Genomic DNA, 16,956 nt, shown 5'->3' on the forward strand with positions numbered 1-16,956 from the left:
GAACGGCCAGCGGGCAAGCGTCGAACCGTCGATAAGGAGACCCTGATGCCAGCCCTGGACAGCCTCAAAAGCCTCAAGACCCTGCAAGTAGGCGACCGCACCTACCACTATTACAGCCTGCCCGACGCGGCCAAGACCCTGGGCACTCTCGACCAGTTGCCCAAGTCGCTCAAGGTGCTGCTGGAAAACCTGCTGCGCTGGGAAGACAACCAGACCGTGACCGGCGAGGACCTCCAGGCTCTGGCCGATTGGACCAAGACCCGCTCCGCCGATCGCGAGATCCAGTACCGCCCGGCGCGGGTGCTGATGCAGGACTTCACCGGGGTACCGGCAGTGGTCGACCTGGCCGCCATGCGCGAAGCCGTGGCCAAGGCCGGTGGCGATCCGCAGCGGATCAATCCGCTCTCCCCGGTCGATCTGGTAATCGACCACTCAGTGATGGTGGACCGCTACGCCAGCGAGAACGCCTACCACGAGAACGTCGAGATCGAGATGGAGCGCAACGGTGAGCGCTACGCCTTCCTGCGCTGGGGCCAGAACGCCTTCGACAACTTCCGCGTGGTGCCGCCGGGCACCGGCATCTGTCACCAGGTCAACCTGGAATACCTGGGTCGCAGCGTCTGGACCAAGGACGAAGACGGCAAGACCTACGCCTTCCCCGACACCCTGGTCGGTACCGATTCCCACACCACCATGATCAACGGCCTGGGCGTGCTGGGCTGGGGCGTGGGCGGCATCGAAGCCGAGGCGGCCATGCTCGGCCAGCCGGTGTCCATGCTGATCCCCGAGGTGGTGGGCTTCAAGCTCACCGGCAAGCTGCGCGAGGGCATCACCGCCACCGACCTGGTGCTGACCGTGACCCAGATGCTGCGCAAGAAGGGCGTGGTGGGCAAGTTCGTCGAATTCTTCGGCGACGGCCTGGCCACCCTGCCCCTCGCCGACCGTGCGACCATCGGCAATATGGCGCCGGAATACGGCGCCACCTGCGGCTTCTTCCCGGTGGACCAGATCACCCTCGACTACCTGCGCCTGTCCGGTCGCCCCGAAGAGACCGTGCAACTGGTGGAGGCCTACACCCAGGCCCAGGGCCTGTGGCGCAACCCCGGTGACGAGCCGGTCTTCACCGACGTGCTCGAACTGGACATGGGCGAGGTCCAGTCCAGCCTGGCCGGTCCCAAGCGGCCCCAGGACCGCGTGCTGCTCGGCGAGGTGGCCAAGACCTTTGGCGACTTCACCGCCCTGGCGCCGAAAAAGGCCGAGGCCAGCAAGGTCGGCAGCAGCGTCGAAGTCCAGCTGGATGGCCAGACCTTCCAGCTGGAAGACGGCGCCGTGGTCATCGCCGCCATCACCTCCTGCACCAATACCTCCAATCCCAGCGTGATGATGGCTGCCGGTCTCCTGGCGAAGAAGGCCGCCGAGAAAGGCCTGATGCGCAAACCCTGGGTCAAGTCGTCTCTCGCCCCCGGCTCCAAGGTGGTGACCGACTACTACAACGCCGCCGGCCTCACCCCCTATCTCAACGACCTTGGCTTCGATCTGGTGGGCTACGGCTGCACCACCTGCATCGGCAACTCCGGCCCCCTGCTCGACCCCATCGAGAAAGCCATCCAGGACGCCGATCTCACCGTGGCCTCGGTGCTCTCCGGCAATCGCAACTTCGAGGGTCGCGTGCATCCGCTGGTCAAGACCAACTGGCTGGCCTCGCCGCCGCTGGTGGTGGCCTATGCCCTGGCCGGCAGCGTGAAGGTCGATCTGACCCAGGAGCCGCTGGGCACCGGTAACGATGGCCAGCCGGTCTATCTGAAGGACGTCTGGCCGAGCCAGCAGGAAGTGGCCGAAGCCGTGCAGAAGCTCGACACCGCCATGTTTCACAAGCAATACGGCGCGGTGTTCGACGGCGACGAGAAGTGGCAGGCCATTCAGGTGCCGGACGCCGAGACCTATGTCTGGGACGCCGACTCCACCTACATCCAGAATCCGCCGTTCTTCGAAGGTATCGCCGGCGATCCGCCGCGCATCGCCGACATCCACGACGCGCGCATCCTGGCGCTGCTGGGCGATTCGGTGACCACCGACCACATCTCCCCTGCCGGCAACATCAAGAAGGACAGCCCTGCCGGGCGTTATCTGGCGGAGCACGGCGTGGCCTATGCCGACTTCAACTCCTACGGCTCGCGCCGCGGCAATCACGAAGTCATGATGAGAGGCACCTTCGCCAACATCCGCATCAAGAACGAGATGCTCGGCGGCGAGGAAGGCGGCAATACCTACCATGTGCCCAGTGGCGAGAAGCTGTCGATCTACGACGCGGCCATGAAGTACGAGCTGGAAAATACCCCGCTGGTGATCATCGCTGGCAAGGAATACGGCACCGGCTCCTCCCGCGACTGGGCGGCCAAGGGCACCAACCTGCTGGGTGTGAAAGCCGTGGTCGCCGAGAGCTTCGAGCGTATCCACCGATCCAACCTGGTGGGCATGGGCGTGCTGCCGCTGCAGTTCAAGGACGGCGTGGATCGCAAGTCCCTGGGGCTGACCGGCAAGGAGAAGATCGCCGTGCTGGGCATCGATGGCGTAGAGCTGCGCCCGCGCATGCCGCTGACCCTGGAGATCACCCGCGAGGACGGCAGCCTGGAAAGCGTCGAGGTGCTCTGCCGCATCGATACGGTCAACGAAGTGAGCTACTTCAAGGCCGGCGGCATCCTGCACTTTGTGCTACGGGAGTTCCTCAAAGCCTGAGTGAAGGACCGGGCGGAGCTGATTGAAGTCCGCCCGGTCGTCTCAAGGCTTCATGCGCAGGGCAAGCGGTCGGCTGTCTATCAATCGACCCAGACCTCCGGCAGGCGGGCAAGCCGAGAACTGCGAGGTGCTGCCCAGGTAGAGCATCTCGCACGCCTCCCTCGGTACGTCGTCGGACGGCAGAGAAACAGCGGTGCCATCCGTCCAGTACAGATACAGCTGGCTCTTGCCATTGCTCAGTACTAGGCGATGCAGTTGGCCCTGCAAGTGGTAGCTGGATAGCCGATAACCGCGCAGCACCTGCAGGGTGTCACGCAGGGCATGAAACGCCTCCTTCGGTTGACCCCGATAATCGACCAGGCCGAAATTGTCTTCTCGCGCTAGCGGATTGGTACCGCGATCTCGCCAGGCATAGAGGTTGAGCGCAGCAACGTCGGCAGCGATGTTGGACAGGTAGGTCCGCACCAGCAGTTGCGCCTGCGCGTGTTGCGATCGACGCGGCAGCACGCTCGCATAACCCCACTCCGAGGCGAGGATCGTCAACCGGGGAATTCCCCGCTCGGCCGCGCTGGCCGCGAGCTGCCGATAATCGCCAATGACGCTTTCCGGCTGGTTGCGGTAGGGATGGACCGATAATTCCTGGAGGCAGCCCGTCTTCAGCAACTGAAAGGCCAGCTCCTGGAGCCTGGCGTTACGCTCATCGAAAGGAAAGCGGGCGAAACCGAAGCCGGCCAGCGCCGGACGCCACGGGACCCGCTCCAGCCGCTCGCAGGTCAGGCGCATGGCCTGCTCGAATTGGTCCTGGCGTGCCGGGTTCAGGAAGGTCTTGAGCTCGGGTTCGTTCCAGAGCTCGAAGGCCGTTACCCGAAGCGCAGCGTTACCGAGGATGTCGGCCGCGAAATCGGCGAAGCGTTGAGCAGGATCGTCTACGCTGGAGCTGGTCGGACCCCAGACGCCGGCACCGCCGAAGAGGGTCCCCAGGCTCTGCAGCCCATGCGCTCGAATACGTGCGGTCAGTCGAGGATAGTCGACCGGCACCGCCGTTCGCTGGGCGACTAATGGCCGGATGCCGAACCTCACGAAGTCGAAGCCGACTTCCCGCAGTTGCCGTAGATCCTCATCGGTAATCGTCTCCGGATCGATCTGCACCCCCAGGGGTAGTGGCAGTTCACTGCGGAAGACCGGTTCACGTGCATCGCTAGGGGCGGCCGCCAGCATGATCAACACGGCCACCGCCCAAGGCAGGACCCGCATCAGACGCCTCATGCTTGAGGCTCGGATGCCAGTGGATGCAACAACGCCCGATAGGCACCGACGAAGCGTTCCAGGGCGAAGCGTTGGCCGTAGGCCTGCAGGCATCTTTCGCCCCAGCGCAGCTTGTCCTCACGCGTGACCGCGCAGAGTTGCTCGCACAGGTGCTCCGCCGTACCGTCGAACAGCAAGCCAGTGCGCTCGTGCTCGACCAGGTCGGGCAAGGCCCCCGAGCGGCTGGCGATGACCGGCAGGCCATTGCGGAAGGCCTCCAGCACGCAGAGGCCGAAGCCCTCCCAACGCGAAGGGACGACCAGGAAATCGGCGTTGCGGTAGTAGAAGTCGATCTCGTCCGCCGCCGCCCAGCCGTGATAGTGGATGTTCTTGGCGAAGGCGAAATCCTGCTGATGGTCACGCAGCACTACATCACCAACCAGATGGAAGCAGAATCGCCCCGGTGCCTGACGATTCAGATAACGCATGGCATCGCAGAGGATATCGAAGCCCTTCTGCCGATCGAAACGACCGACGAAGAGTACATTGATGACTGCGGGATCAAACAGCGGGGACTGAGTCACCGCGGGCCCGCTGGGCAGCACGGTGTTCTCGATGAGCACACAACGTGGGGAGAAGCCCATCGAGCGGCTGTAGGCGTGTTCGAAGCGCGAGATGTTGACCACTCCGGAGGGCACGTGGGAAATGGCACGCTCCACGGTCCTGACGCAATAGGAGACCCAGGATCTGGACTTGCGCAGACTGGCCCAACCATGCGGGCAATAGAGCGTACGAATTCGCCGATCCAAGCGCATGGTAGCCAGGCACAGCGCCAAGCCAGCGAAGGTGCTATGGGCGTAGACCACGCTGGCCCCCGTCTCCTCCACCGCATGCAGGATGGCGCGGGCCAGGCCCAGGACGCCGGTCAAGCTGCGCCTATGTCTGTGCGTCAGCAGGTGGGCGACATCGAGCTGATCACGCTGGCTGGCAGGCGCCAGGAAGTAAAATTCGCATTGCAATGCGGCGGCCTGTCGCTCCAGCAGATTCAGGTAACTGGCGACTCCGCCTTTGACGGTCTCGGCCACGTGCAACACCTTCATAAATTCAGCCATGGGTTCGCTCCTGCGTTGACTCGATCACTGCCGTTTGGGTGGGTAAGGCGAACAGACAGAAGGCATAGGCACAAAGGTGCCGGAGAAAGGAACCCAGGTCGGGCTCGAAGAAGGTCTGGATGAGGAAGTTGGCGATGGCGAGGCTGGCCAGCACGTGGCCCGAATTACGCTTGCTGAACAGCAGCAGCGTCATTCCCCACAGCACCGCGGCCAGCAACAGCTCCTGAACACGCAGCGAAAACAGCGGCGCGAAATAGAAGCGCACTGCGGCGTAGCCCGAGTTGGGTAGTACCGTGGCCAGCCCATCGGGCGTCAGCAGGTTGGTAAAGAGCGTCTTGGAATCGCTGAGTCCTTCACGCGACTGATTCACCTGATCTCGCGGCAATTGCAGGCTGCTCCAGACATCGTGCGGGATGGCCAGGCAAGCCAGCACCAAGAGCGCGAGCAAGATCGTTCGCATGGGTGGCTTGACCGCCCAGAACAGTCCGAAAAACAGGATCAGCAGCGCTACGAGTGCGTAATACACCCGAAAGAAACAGGCGTAGATGAGGTAGAGGGCTACCACCAGAACCACCTGCATGGCGTGGCGCCGGCACAGCAGAGCCACGGCGATGCAGGTCAGGTTCAGTACCAGGACAATGGTTTCCTTCGAGAGCTTGAGGTTGTAAAGCAGCAAGGGCACCAGGTAGACCAGCGCGACCACCAGGTGCAACGGCGTCTGGATGCAGTGGCAGATCAGCAGACACACCGCCATAACGGTGAGGATGATGAGCAACTGGCCGCCATCGCCTCCCAGGGTTTTGAACACCCAGGCGGTGGCAACGAAGGAATCCTGCTCCGCCGACTGCAGATCGACGTAGCTGATGAGGTTGCTGATGGTCCCTGCGTCGGTGAAAAAATAGGCAGGCAGCAGCTCGTCCTGATGCAGGGTGACCAGCAGGGCCAGGCAGCAGCTCAGCAGCCCGAGCAGCAAACGGTAGGCGACGGGAATGGCCATGACGTGCCTACCGCTGAACCTGAGCGGCGACGGTAGCCCTGACGCTGGCGGCGAGAGCCTCCGCCGCCTGTGGTGCGGCCGTGCCGGTGATGGCCTCGAGACGAGCCAGAGTCGTCGGCACGGTCGGTACCAGATCATTCAGGAAGGCCTCCGACCGCCCACTCATCCGGAAAAAGGATTCGACCTTGGCATCCCAGCGCAGGCCGATGGAGGGCACGCCCAGCGCCAGGGCGATGATGTTGGCGTGCAGCCGGTGCGCCACCAGCAGGTCGAAGGTGGCGATGTTGTCCACCAGGGCACCTGGGGTAAGGGGGCGTTCAAGACGCTGGACCTCGGCAAGCCCCAGGTTGCGATGGATATCATCCTTGAGCGCCTCGTCTTCCAAGGCACCATTGGTAAACAGCGCGACTTGATAACCCGCATCATGTAACGCCCTGGCCAGCGTCGAAAAATACTCGGCGAGACCAGCATGGAAGCCTTCACCCAGTCGTCCCTCGACATCAAGGCCGCGTGGATCGGCGATGCATAGACCAACACGTTCTACCCGCGTCCGGTTGCGGCTGGGAACGCCGTAGCACTCGGCCGAGAACAACGCAGGATCTGCCGCCACCGCCAGGGGATAGCGCGTGCTGATAAGCTCGGCGAAGCGGGTACGGGATTCAGGGTCACGCAGGGTGACGGATTGCGGGCGAATGTTGTCGAGCGCAGCGCGAAACAGGAAACGACCGAACCGACTGAGGGACGGCGCGACCCCGACGAAGGCGATGTAGCGATTGGCTGAAGGGTTGTGTTTCAGCAACCGGGAAAACAGATAGAGCTTGAGGGGAAAATTCAGGGACTCGTCGAGGAACAGCTGTCCCCCGCCAATGACGATGACGTCGGCAGCGAGCACCTTGGTCTTCCAGCCGCGTCGCCAGCGACAGAGGAAATTGGCCAGGATGAAGGCGGCGACTGCGATCTTGCGGGTGAACCCTGGCAGCTTGGAGAACAAGGCGACCCGGTTGGACACCGGCCGATCGCCGGACTCGAAGGTCTCGCGCCCGGCGAGGTCTAGCGGAATGACGCGGGAGAAGCGGCTGTGCTTCTTGTACAGGTAGCGGAGGTTGTCGAAGATGACCCCATCACCCAGGTTGCGGCTGAACGGCACGCCAACCACTAGAATGTTCATCTCACTCACCATCCTTGACATTGATTTTCCGCAGCAGTCGGCCACTCGCCAGCCCCAGGGCTAGGGCAACGGACACGACGCCATAAACAAGTATCTGATCTGCTCGCGGTTGGGCGATGACCTCACTGATCATCACGACCACCAGGCCCAGCAGCGTGCAGAACAACAACAGCCGGTAGTCACCACTCGCTTTGAGCAGGGTGCGTCCAACCTGTACGAGCGCGAAGGCCACTGGCAGCACCAGCAGCACGCCGCCGTGGACGCCACCAAAAGACTTACCGAACAAAGAGTGCAGCGCTTCGCCCACCCCGAGGGCCAAGGCCCCGGCATAGAGCGCACTCAACACGACACAGGCGGCCAGCAGCTGTAGCGAACGGCTGACGAAGGCCCGTCGCTGCTGCTTCGCGAGCATGCCGATCAGTTGCGGCAACACCTGGTTGGAAAGCGCGATGCAGAAGTACTGCGCGGGTAGCAGCAACGTCAGGCTGATCCTCAGACTCCCCGCCTGCTCCGGTGCACCGCGCAGGAAGAAGTAGATGACCAGGCCATGGGTCAAACCCCAGAAGATGACTTGGGCCAGCAGATTGACACTGATGAAGGCTTTGCCCCGTCCTGCACCCAGACGGTAGTCCACGCCTCTGTTGAGGTGGCGATAGATGAACAACGCGGGTACGCCGCTGCCGACCACGATGCATCCCAGAAGCGTGGCGATGTCGCCCCTGGCGGAGGTTTCCTGCGCCAGCAATACCAGCAGGGTTTGTACCAGCGGCGGAACGATCAGCCAGCCGGTCCGGCCCTTGACGATGGCCAGAGCACGCGCGGTCCAATAGAGGGCGAAGCTGACGCAAGCGAGCACGAACAGCAGCGCCAGTGGCAAAGAGAGGCCAACCAGGATGATGAGATACAGCGTCGCCACCGACAGCACCGCCGCCACGGCGGCATGAGCGGTCAACAGGCCGCTCAGCGTCAGGCGACCACCCTGCTTGCCGAACAGCAGCAGGGAATCGAAGACCGCACAGCCATGAATCAGACTCAACAGGATGACCACTGAATACAAAGAGGCGAACAGCGCGAAGTCGTCGGTGCCCAACCAGCGCGCCGCCACCAGCTGGACGACGAAGAAGGCGCCGGTATAGGCCAGTTGCTCGCCCAGCGCCGCCGCCACTCGGCCCAGGGATCGGCCCACGCCGGGCGTAAAAACCTCAAGCCTCCGACGTAGCATCGTAGTAACTCGAATAGCCATAACTCTGCTCACGGGTGTTCGCCGAGGCATTCACCACCAGCCCAGTGGCTGTGATACCCAGATTGCCAAGTGACTGCAGCGCCAACTCGAGTTCCTGGAAGGTGTTCACGCCTAGACGGGTGACCAGGAACTTGATGCCGCAATGCGCTGCGAGCAGGGCGCCGTCGGTGGCGACCAGCAGCGGTGGGGAGTCCAGAATCACCACATCGTAGTCAGCTCCGACGCGCTCCAGCAGCCACTTGAGGCCGTCGCCATGCAGGACTTCCGACCCTATGCCCCGGCGCGCACCACCTGGCATCACGAAGAGATTGTCTATGGAGGTAGGATGGATGCAGCCGGTGTGCTCGATCCGGTCGATCAGGGCATCGGCCAGCCCCGGAGCGAGTGGAGTGTTCAACAGCGAGTGCACCTGGCCCCGTCGCAGGTCGCCATCGATCAGCAAGACACGCTTGCCGGTGGCGGCCACGATGCTCGCCAGATTCACCGAGACGAAGGTCTTGCCCACGCCGGGGGTGGCGCCCGCGATCAGCACCAGATTGTTCGGCGCGTCCTCGCTCAGGATGTGCAGGCTGGTGCGCAGAGCCCGCATTGCCTCTACGGCGTTCTCCAGCGGGAAGCGCGCCGCCAGTACCGCCGGCGGGCTACCCGCCAGCCGCGGCTTGGCACCTTTGCCGGAGCGAATACGCTTCTCCGCAACGCTGTAGGGCACGGCCGAATAGACCGGTAGCGCGAAACTCTCCAGCATCTTGATCGATGACAGCGTGGGCCGCAGCGAAAAGCGGATCACACAAACCGCCACCGCGAGAAACAGGCCGAACAACGTGGCGGCGGCTATGATCAGGATGAATCTGGGCTTTACGGGATGGCGTACATCAACCTCGGCGTCGTCGAGAATACGGACGTTCCCGAGGCTTCCAGCCTGGACGACCGCCAGCTCCTGGGCGCGATTGAGCAATTGGGAATAGGTTTCCGAGGCCACCTGGACGTCGCGGGTCAGACTAAACAGATCTTTCTGTGTATTGGGTAGTACGCGGCTCTGCGTCTGCAGCCGCTGCCGGCGCTGCTGCAACAGGCCGATCTGACTCTCGAGGGTCTTGAGCGCCGGGTGGTTGGCCGTATAGAGGCGCTCGAGCTCGGACTTCTTCAGTTGCAGGCTACTCAGCTCTCCTTCCAAGCCCACTATCTGATCCAGCAAAGCCTTGGTTTCCAGATCGATATTGATGCTGCCTTCATTGCGCTGATAACTGTCCAGGGCATTCGCCGCCTGATCCAGATCAGCCTTCACCTTGGGCAGTTGGCTCCTGATGAACACCAGGCTGGCGGCGGCGTCTGCCGATACCCGATCACGGTTCTGCTGGACGTACAGCTCGAGTATTCGTTGCAGCAGGGCCCTGGCTTGAGCGAAATCTGTCCCGGCGAGCGCGGCATTGAGTACGCCGGTATCCTTGCCGCGCTCAGTGACGTCGAGCTGCTCCTGTAGATCCAGGGCGGCGAAGAGTGCTGGAGTCTTGATGACCTGGAACCGTACGTTCGGATTGGCAACCAGGCGCTCGACGCGAAGCACGACACCTTGTCGCTCAATCCGCTCGCCGACTCGCCCATTCATCAGCAGGCGGTCATCCTGGTATAGCGCGAAGCTGTCCTTGCCCTCGACTACCAACGACAGCGGCTGATACTCCAGGGCCGAAGGCACCTCCAATTGCGAGATGGCGAGCTGACTGCCACCCCAGTCATAGCTGGACAAGCCCAATACCGGGGCGACCGGACTGGAATCCTCGGGCGTCAACCAACGGGCGATGGCACCGCCGATCAGCGGAAAGCGTACCGGTTCGATGTCGACATCCAGGCCAAGGGACTGGATGGCCTTCGCCAAGATCGACCGTGACTTGATGATCTCGATCTCAGCGGCGGAAGAAGACGAACTGCCCAATAACAGGGAAAGTTCGGAACTACCGAAGATATCGCTTTTCTGGGACTCGATCTGCAGTAACGCATTGGCCTGGAAAACGGGTGGCGTGAGCACACAATACAAGGTGCCCACCAGCCCCGCCGCGACAACGGCACCGACAATAAACCTCCTGGCGACGAACAGTTGCCTGCTCAATACTTTCCATTCCCTGAGATCGTCTGCCACTTACTGCATCCTTAATTCGAGTTGAAGCCTTTTCATGGGCAATAGGAAGCCACTGCCCTTGCCATGGGGCAACAGCTCACGCTCTTCGATTTTCGCCAGAGCGGCCTCATACGTTTGATGCCGTCACCGCGACGTATTGGCCTAACTCATAGAGGCCGCACGCACGGGGATCACCAGCCAAACTTCTGCAAAGACCTGGCGATTAGCCGGATGAAAAATCCGACCACCGCTCTGGTTGTAAAGGCATCCTTTTCAATCGACCCCAATACGGACGGCCCTGTTCGCCTTGTCACACCCCGCCATTCTTCCAATACCGACACAGAGAGACAACGGTATTTTTCGGCCAAAAAATAACAAACATCTGCACGCCTACGGCCAACTCGCTAAACATCATTCCGGAAGCAGCGCCAAACCACTGCCCAAGACTCTTAACAGGTCCTCCATTCTTGGCCTACGGCCCCTTGGAAGGAGCACGGCCAATGCGCTTATCAGGAGTATCCACAATATAAGGGGAATTCCCGCAGAGAACGCGACCAGAGGGTGTCTGACCAATTGGAGTTTCAGACACTGCAACAGGAGCGGCAGCGTCTTGGCAGAAAATTTCTCGTAGCGCTCCTCAGGTCGGGAAAAACACAGCCAGGGCACCAGCAGGCTCGACGCAACTAAGGTGGCGGGCAAAAACCACCATCGTAGCGAGACATAGAACACGCGCAGGAGCAGCGCTTTTTCGAACACGGAAAGATCATCATCGGCTAGGGCGTCCTGCACGTATGCGGCTACCTTTCGACGCCATAATTCATAGCGACAATTAACTAGAACCACATGAGCGAATACCAGCGACAAAACCGCCAGAAGAACCAAACCATTATTCAGGCCCATAGCCTCTCCCTGACTGCCGTTGCCATTGCCATTGCCATTGCTATTTTAGTGAGGAGCAACGCAATCCGATTGAATTTCTACTTCTCACTCTTTGTTGCGGACCCGGCGACACCTCTACAAAGATAGAGTCCTTCTCGGAAGCAATACCAGAAAGTCGCCAAGCAGCCCCCAATCCGCCTGACGATCATGACAAGCCCCCAACTATTGCCAAAACAACGATAGAAACTCAGAAACCTGCCTTCGAATTAACTGGCTTTCTTGGGCCGCCGAATCTCTTCTTACACCGTATTCACACAGCCAGGTAAATTCGTTGGGTTAGCCGGTACCCTCGGTTACGTACGGCAACGAAGAGCCTCTGCTGCCCGAAGTGGCTCTTGAATTTGCGCTGCAGGCGGCTCATGCACATCTCCAGCCCTGAGTAATGATCGGCATCGCGACCGAGCCGGATAATGATCTTTTCTTTACTCACGACCCCTCCCCTGCTCCGGACCAATTCGTCCAGTATCAACGTTTCAAAATGAGTAAGACTCACTTCACTTCCCTGAAACACCAAGCTATTGGCCTCGGTACACAGCGTCCACGTGGCTCCCTCACAAGTCATTGCTTGCGGACCGCAGATCCAGTGATGCAACTCTTCATTCAGGCTAGGTACTAGGTACCCACCCCCGCTCGTGGCGGCGACTCCTCCTTGGGCGCCGCTTACCTCGACCGAAATGCTCAACATGACAACCTCGGATTACTCGAATCGACGAACTTTCCTATCAGCATCACGACACCGCTCAGAGACGCTCTGCCGCAGAAAGGTAGCTACCCATCCAGTAGGTGAATGGCAGGAACTGTGCCAATTCGTTGGCGTACGCAGTATCCATTCCAGAGGCGACAAACAGGATGCTGTTCGCGTTTATCTGCTCGACCATGAGATCTCGCATTTCACCGATATGCCTGGCCTGAATGGCGGACGACGTAGCCGTGGACAGCCCACTCAGACTCAGGAACAGATAGTCAATACAGCCCAGCCGCTGCAGCACTCGAACCAGTTGCCCAGGGTCAGTGGAAGCTCCGACAGCGACCCGTACACCCTGCTCACGCAGCCGGCAGAGCGCCTCGGTGAACAGGGCGCAATTGCCCCTTGGCAGCAAACTCTCGAAATCGTCGTACAATCGCAGCACGAGGGTTGCCTTTCTACGTCGCAAGGTATTTGCCGCCTCTTGCAGCTCCTCCACCTTGGGCTCCTGCAACAGTGCAAGCACCTCGCACTCGACGAAATACAGCACCGTATTGCAGCCAGGTCGGCCTCCAGTTACGGGCGCAAGTTGAAGCGCCGATATCTGAGCACGCAGCAGCATTTCGTTCGTAATGATGTCGACGTAACTCCGAGCCTTGGCTGGATGTTGCTTCAAGCGCCCAACGAAATCACGCCGATGACCCGCTCGTAGGTAGTGCCCAACCGGTCGACCGGCCCGGTCATAGACGTGCTGGTGCATCGTAGGGAAGATGCAGACGCTCATAGGGGGCAGGCACGCAGCAGTAGGAACTTCATTTGACGTCCAAAAGCCCACGATTGAGCCGGTAGCCATAACCTCTGATACTTTCGATCAGATTGACGCCGAAGACCGAATGAATTCTGGTCCTGAGCCTACTTACCGATTTCGATAGCGCACCTCTGTCGTAATACGGCGAACTCATGCCAAAGGTTGTAGCCAACTGATCATAGCTGAGTACATGCGCGGTATCCCTCAACAGTGCCCGTAACGCCGCCATCTCCGAATAAGAAAGCTCTACGGTGCGATCTCCGGATGTCAATTGCAGACGTAGCGTATCCAGCAGCAGAAGGAAATCGAAGCCACGGGCATTCTTGTACAACCGATCTAATATGACGGAGATTTCAGCCTCGCAGCGATGCCCACCTTGGACTACCACGTCTACTCCCGCCCTCAGATAATCCAGCCTGACACTGCGATAGCAGCCATGGACTACCAGCAGCAGAACCGTGCGTTTACTGAGCGCTCGCAACCGGACAATCTCTGCCAGCACCCGAGCGTTATCGTCGCCCCGTTGTTGCTCGAGAATCAAAAAATCAAGGTCCATCGACTCTTGGACTATGGCGGTACCCGCTGAAAGAGCTGGCCTGACCAATACTCGAAAAGGCGCCTCAACAAAGGGCTTGGCGGTAAGGCATCCGAGTCTTCTGGGACGCCCGCGCTGCTCGGCATCCTCTGTTGTCTTAAGTTCCATCCCCGACATCTCGAACTCCTTTGCACCCTCTACCCATTCACCAATACATTTTCCGGCCTACCAACCACCATATGGATCAGTTAAAAATAACCTGTAACACCCAATCCAAGCTTTGCCAGCAATGCAAAATTTCGAAATAATAACATATAACCACTTCCTCAAACAGCCTTACTCCGGCCAACCTGGACTGGACAACCAGCATCATCGTAATATTCAAGACCCAGAATCAAACCGCACCGAGTCAGAATACAGTACCGATTATTATGAAAGGCAAAGCGAAAACGCTGGCACACCTCCGCCTGTTCTGATAAGCACAGATGGCACCAGGGAAGCCGTCATCAAAAAGATGATAGAACTCTAATTCGGCGATGAAGATCTGGTAGTCACTGACCTATCAAAGAGAGATATGATGACGTAGTCATGGAGAACCTATCCCTAGACGTCGACGTTCTCTTTCAAGACCTGCACGGATTTTGCCGAATCAGCGTTGAGTTGAAAAGCCAGATATTTCTGAAGTAGAAGTCCAGCCCCCCAGCGAGGACTTGCCTTCTGTTGGTCTGAATCCAACTTTCGTGCAGTGGCAACTGAATAGGCTTTCGCAAGCAAGAGATTGACCTGATCTAGCGTCAGACGCCTATCTCCTTTGGCACCGGTTACTGCCCGCAACCTATGCGTTATCAAGTCAAGACGCCTGCGGGAAGGCGGCCTGAACAACAACAGAAAATTACAACGATAAATCGTCTGGACAAGATAGTCACCGTTATGCCTATCCCCAGTGCGAAGTGCCATCCCTGCCCCCACAAATTAATTAACCTACATCAGCATGCTGCACGCAATACGCCGCCCACGCCTATACCGGAAACCGAATAGAGGTTAGTGGCACCGCTTCTCGGTGTGCCTGGCAAGAAGATTTCGAGATAAAATTAATTGTGGCAAAGGCTCTAGGCAAGCGGTTTCAAGTCAATGTTATTATTTGTCAAGAAGAGTGGAAGGAGATTATCCGCAACTAGGAGCAGGCCGCTCCGTCGCTCGTGCTACGCCTGTATAGGTAACAGAATGCCCGCGCCGATGGTGGTCACCATCAACAAGAGCCTCTGAAAGTAAGAACCAGGTAGCAGGCTATTGGGTAAGGCGGCTACTCAGATCGGCGAACCTCAACACCACTTCCTGCAACGGCCCGAGAAAACGCGGGTGGATCAGCCACAGCTGGATTTCTGGCTTGAAGTCCTTGAGCGGGATGGCCGCCAGGCGTTCGCGGTGGACGCTGCGCGCCAGCAGCGGCGCCGGGACCAGGCCGAGTCCCTGGCCGTCGGCCACCAGGCCGAGCTGGAGTTCGGTGCCATAGGTTTCCAGGTTGATGCGCAGCGCCTGGCCCTGCTCGGCCAGGGTGCGTTGCAGGCTGGCGCGAAAGCCGCAGCCGTCGGGATTGAGCACCCAGCCCTGCCCCTGGATATCGGCGAGGCGCTGCGCCTTGGCCGGCGCCTGATCGCGGGCGCAGACCACCTGCAAGGGCATGGCGCCCAGGGCCTGGGCCTCGACGCCGTCGGGAAACACCTTGTTGGCTGGGAACAGCACCAGGGCGCCGTCCAGTTCGCCATGCTCGATGCGACTCACCAACACGCTGCCCCAGCCGGTCGCCACCTGGGTGCGCAGCTCGGGATAGCGGGCGCGGATCTCGCGCACGGCATCCAGCAAGAGGGCATCGCCCAGGGTCTGGGGTACGCCCAGGCGCAACAGCCCGGAGGGCGGAGCATCGCCCGCCACCCGCTCGCGCAGGGCGTCCATCTCGCGCAGGATGGCGCGGCAATGGCCGTAGACCTCCTGGCCCAGGCGCGTCGGCTTGAGCGGCTTGGTATGGCGGTCGAGCAACTCGACGCCCAGGTCCTGCTCCAGGCTCTGCAGGCGCCGGGTGATGGCCGGCTGCGTCAGCCCCAGAGACTGGGCGGCGGCATTGAGGGAACCGCTGCGGATCACCGCGACAAAGGCTTCGATATCGACGGTCTTCATGAGGAGGCGTCTGACTTCCCGCTGCTGGACATGCGCTCCAAGCATAACGCAACGCCTCCCCTGCTGCGCCCTGCTCAGCGTTGCGCCGTCTGCGCCGGTTCCGCCAGGCTCTGCGCGAAGCCGTCGTAGAACAGGCGGCTGGCATCATAGCCCTTCACCAGGCCCTCGCCGGCGAAGAAGTCGACGGTGCGCTGCGCCTGGGCGATGGCCGCGGGCGTCACCGGCCCGACACTGGTATGCGCCCGGGCGAACCAGGCCTGGGCGATGGCGGCGTCGGCGCGGGTGCGTTCCGCCCAGGCGGCGGCGTAGCGACGGGTGTGTTCGGGATCGGCGTTGGCCCAGGTACGGGCGCGTTGCAGGCGCTGGAGGAAGTCGGCGATGGCCCCATGCTTGGCGGCGTCGTCCAGGGCCCCTTGGCTGGCGACCACGAAGCTCTGCGCCGGGATCAGTCCCTCGGCGGTGGTCAGCACCCGCGCACCTTGGCGCTGGGCCTGGGTGACATAGGGCTCCCAGGTGACGATGGCATCCACCGAACCGCCTTCCAGGGCATGGGAGGCATCCAGGGCGTTGAGATAGCGGAAGTTCACCTGGTCGCGCGGCACCCCGGCGCGGTCCAGCGCGGCCAGCGCCAGCTGCTGGCTCCAGGAGCCCTTCCAGATGGCCACCGTCTTGCCTCGCAGATCGGCCAGGCGGTGGAGATTGGAGTCGCCGCGGACCAGCACCGCCACCCCGTCGAGACTCTGGCGACTGATGCCGACCACCTTGATCGGCGCACCCAAGGCGCCAAGGAACAATGGCGGGGCATCGCCCAGCAGGCCCAGGTCGAGGCTGCCGACGTTGAGCGCCTCGGCCACCGGCGAGCCAGCGGTGAATTGCTTCCACTCGAGTTGGTACGGCAGGTCGTTCAGCACGCCAGCGGCCTCCATCACGGTGCGGGCGTTGTAGCTCTGGTCGCCCACTACGAGACTGGTAGCCAGGGCCTGGGTGGCGGCCAGCAGGCCGAAGGTGAAGCCAACGAGGGTCTTGCGCAGCATGGGGCATCCTTAGTGCTTATTCAAAGGCTCGCGAGCTAGAGACAAACAAGGCCTAGGCGGCCCCACGAAAAGACCTGAGGAAGCGGACCGGGCTCGCGAACGAGTTTACGAATGGTAAATGAGCATTCCGACCGGGCTGGCGACCCAGGGTCTTTTCAACGCCGTT

Annotated in this window: 13 protein-coding genes; 1 reads left to right on the top strand and 12 read right to left on the bottom strand. The window is 60.9% G+C overall.

Features of this window, described 5'->3' with window-relative positions; all coding sequences use genetic code 11:
- Positions 1 to 45 precede the first annotated feature (45 nt).
- Positions 46 to 2,736 carry an aconitate hydratase AcnA gene (acnA, locus tag ACYJP6_RS13195; RefSeq protein WP_459475461.1) on the top strand — a complete coding sequence of 897 codons (2,691 nt, stop codon included), beginning with the start codon at positions 46 to 48 and terminating at the stop codon, positions 2,734 to 2,736.
- Between the two features lie 42 nt (positions 2,737 to 2,778).
- Here the strand turns inward: acnA and ACYJP6_RS13200 are convergent, their stop codons facing one another.
- The 12 genes from ACYJP6_RS13200 to ACYJP6_RS13255 all read right to left on the bottom strand — a co-directional run bounded on the left by ACYJP6_RS13200 (position 2,779) and on the right by ACYJP6_RS13255 (position 16,790).
- The gene (locus ACYJP6_RS13200) at positions 2,779 to 3,990 is read right to left on the bottom strand and encodes a glycoside hydrolase family protein (RefSeq protein ID WP_459475462.1); all 1,212 of its coding nucleotides are present in this window, start codon (positions 3,988 to 3,990) and stop codon (positions 2,779 to 2,781) included.
- An 8-nt stretch (positions 3,991 to 3,998) separates the two neighbouring features.
- The gene (locus tag ACYJP6_RS13205; RefSeq protein WP_459475464.1) at positions 3,999 to 5,093 is read right to left on the bottom strand and encodes a glycosyltransferase family 4 protein; all 1,095 of its coding nucleotides are present in this window, start codon (positions 5,091 to 5,093) and stop codon (positions 3,999 to 4,001) included.
- The gene (locus ACYJP6_RS13210) at positions 5,086 to 6,090 is read right to left on the bottom strand and encodes a hypothetical protein (RefSeq protein WP_459475465.1); all 1,005 of its coding nucleotides are present in this window, start codon (positions 6,088 to 6,090) and stop codon (positions 5,086 to 5,088) included. The genes ACYJP6_RS13205 and ACYJP6_RS13210 overlap by 8 nt, the downstream gene beginning before the upstream one ends.
- A 7-nt stretch (positions 6,091 to 6,097) precedes the next feature.
- Entirely contained in the window at positions 6,098 to 7,258 is a 1,161-nt protein-coding gene (locus ACYJP6_RS13215) for a polysaccharide pyruvyl transferase family protein (protein ID WP_459475466.1), read from the bottom strand.
- Position 7,259: 1 nt separating this feature from the next.
- Entirely contained in the window at positions 7,260 to 8,444 is a 1,185-nt protein-coding gene (locus tag ACYJP6_RS13220) for a polysaccharide biosynthesis protein (RefSeq protein WP_459475467.1), read from the bottom strand.
- A 16-nt stretch (positions 8,445 to 8,460) separates the two neighbouring features.
- Entirely contained in the window at positions 8,461 to 10,635 is a 2,175-nt protein-coding gene (locus tag ACYJP6_RS13225) for a GNVR domain-containing protein (protein ID WP_459475468.1), read from the bottom strand.
- Between the two features lie 390 nt (positions 10,636 to 11,025).
- Complete coding sequence (locus ACYJP6_RS13230; protein ID WP_459475469.1) at positions 11,026 to 11,514, bottom strand: hypothetical protein; 489 nt, start codon at positions 11,512 to 11,514, stop codon at positions 11,026 to 11,028.
- Between the two features lie 289 nt (positions 11,515 to 11,803).
- Positions 11,804 to 12,238: a winged helix-turn-helix domain-containing protein gene (locus tag ACYJP6_RS13235; protein ID WP_459475470.1), complete on the bottom strand. Its 435-nt coding sequence runs from the start codon at positions 12,236 to 12,238 to the stop codon at positions 11,804 to 11,806.
- A 55-nt stretch (positions 12,239 to 12,293) separates the two neighbouring features.
- On the bottom strand, positions 12,294 to 12,860 hold the full coding sequence (locus ACYJP6_RS13240) for a hypothetical protein (protein ID WP_459475471.1): 567 nt from the start codon (positions 12,858 to 12,860) through the stop codon (positions 12,294 to 12,296).
- 190 nt (positions 12,861 to 13,050) lie between these two features.
- Positions 13,051 to 13,758, bottom strand: coding sequence for a helix-turn-helix domain-containing protein (locus tag ACYJP6_RS13245; RefSeq protein ID WP_459475472.1), 708 nt, complete (start codon positions 13,756 to 13,758; stop codon positions 13,051 to 13,053).
- Between the two features lie 1,110 nt (positions 13,759 to 14,868).
- Positions 14,869 to 15,756, bottom strand: a complete 888-nt coding sequence (locus tag ACYJP6_RS13250; protein ID WP_459475473.1) for a LysR family transcriptional regulator — start codon at positions 15,754 to 15,756, stop codon at positions 14,869 to 14,871.
- Positions 15,757 to 15,830: 74 nt separating this feature from the next.
- Positions 15,831 to 16,790: an ABC transporter substrate-binding protein gene (locus ACYJP6_RS13255; protein ID WP_459475474.1), complete on the bottom strand. Its 960-nt coding sequence runs from the start codon at positions 16,788 to 16,790 to the stop codon at positions 15,831 to 15,833.
- Positions 16,791 to 16,956 lie beyond the last annotated feature (166 nt).

It is taken from the genome of Pseudomonas sp. No.117 (assembly GCF_054558395.1).

Bases quoted from the DNA above. Each gene is read 5' to 3' on its own strand.
- ACYJP6_RS13240 (WP_459475471.1), bottom strand. From the start codon at position 12,860: ATGCTGCTGCGTGCTCAGATATCGGCGCTTCAACTTGCGCCCGTAACT.
- ACYJP6_RS13215 (WP_459475466.1), bottom strand. From the start codon at position 7,258: ATGAACATTCTAGTGGTTGGCGTGCCGTTCAGCCGCAACCTGGGTGAT.
- ACYJP6_RS13255 (WP_459475474.1), bottom strand. From the start codon at position 16,790: ATGCTGCGCAAGACCCTCGTTGGCTTCACCTTCGGCCTGCTGGCCGCC.
- ACYJP6_RS13245 (WP_459475472.1), bottom strand. From the start codon at position 13,758: ATGTCGGGGATGGAACTTAAGACAACAGAGGATGCCGAGCAGCGCGGG.
- ACYJP6_RS13235 (WP_459475470.1), bottom strand. From the start codon at position 12,238: ATGTTGAGCATTTCGGTCGAGGTAAGCGGCGCCCAAGGAGGAGTCGCC.
- ACYJP6_RS13210 (WP_459475465.1), bottom strand. From the start codon at position 6,090: ATGGCCATTCCCGTCGCCTACCGTTTGCTGCTCGGGCTGCTGAGCTGC.
- ACYJP6_RS13250 (WP_459475473.1), bottom strand. From the start codon at position 15,756: ATGAAGACCGTCGATATCGAAGCCTTTGTCGCGGTGATCCGCAGCGGT.
- ACYJP6_RS13205 (WP_459475464.1), bottom strand. From the start codon at position 5,093: ATGGCTGAATTTATGAAGGTGTTGCACGTGGCCGAGACCGTCAAAGGC.
- ACYJP6_RS13230 (WP_459475469.1), bottom strand. From the start codon at position 11,514: ATGGGCCTGAATAATGGTTTGGTTCTTCTGGCGGTTTTGTCGCTGGTA.
- acnA (WP_459475461.1), top strand. From the start codon at position 46: ATGCCAGCCCTGGACAGCCTCAAAAGCCTCAAGACCCTGCAAGTAGGC.
- ACYJP6_RS13200 (WP_459475462.1), bottom strand. From the start codon at position 3,990: ATGCGGGTCCTGCCTTGGGCGGTGGCCGTGTTGATCATGCTGGCGGCC.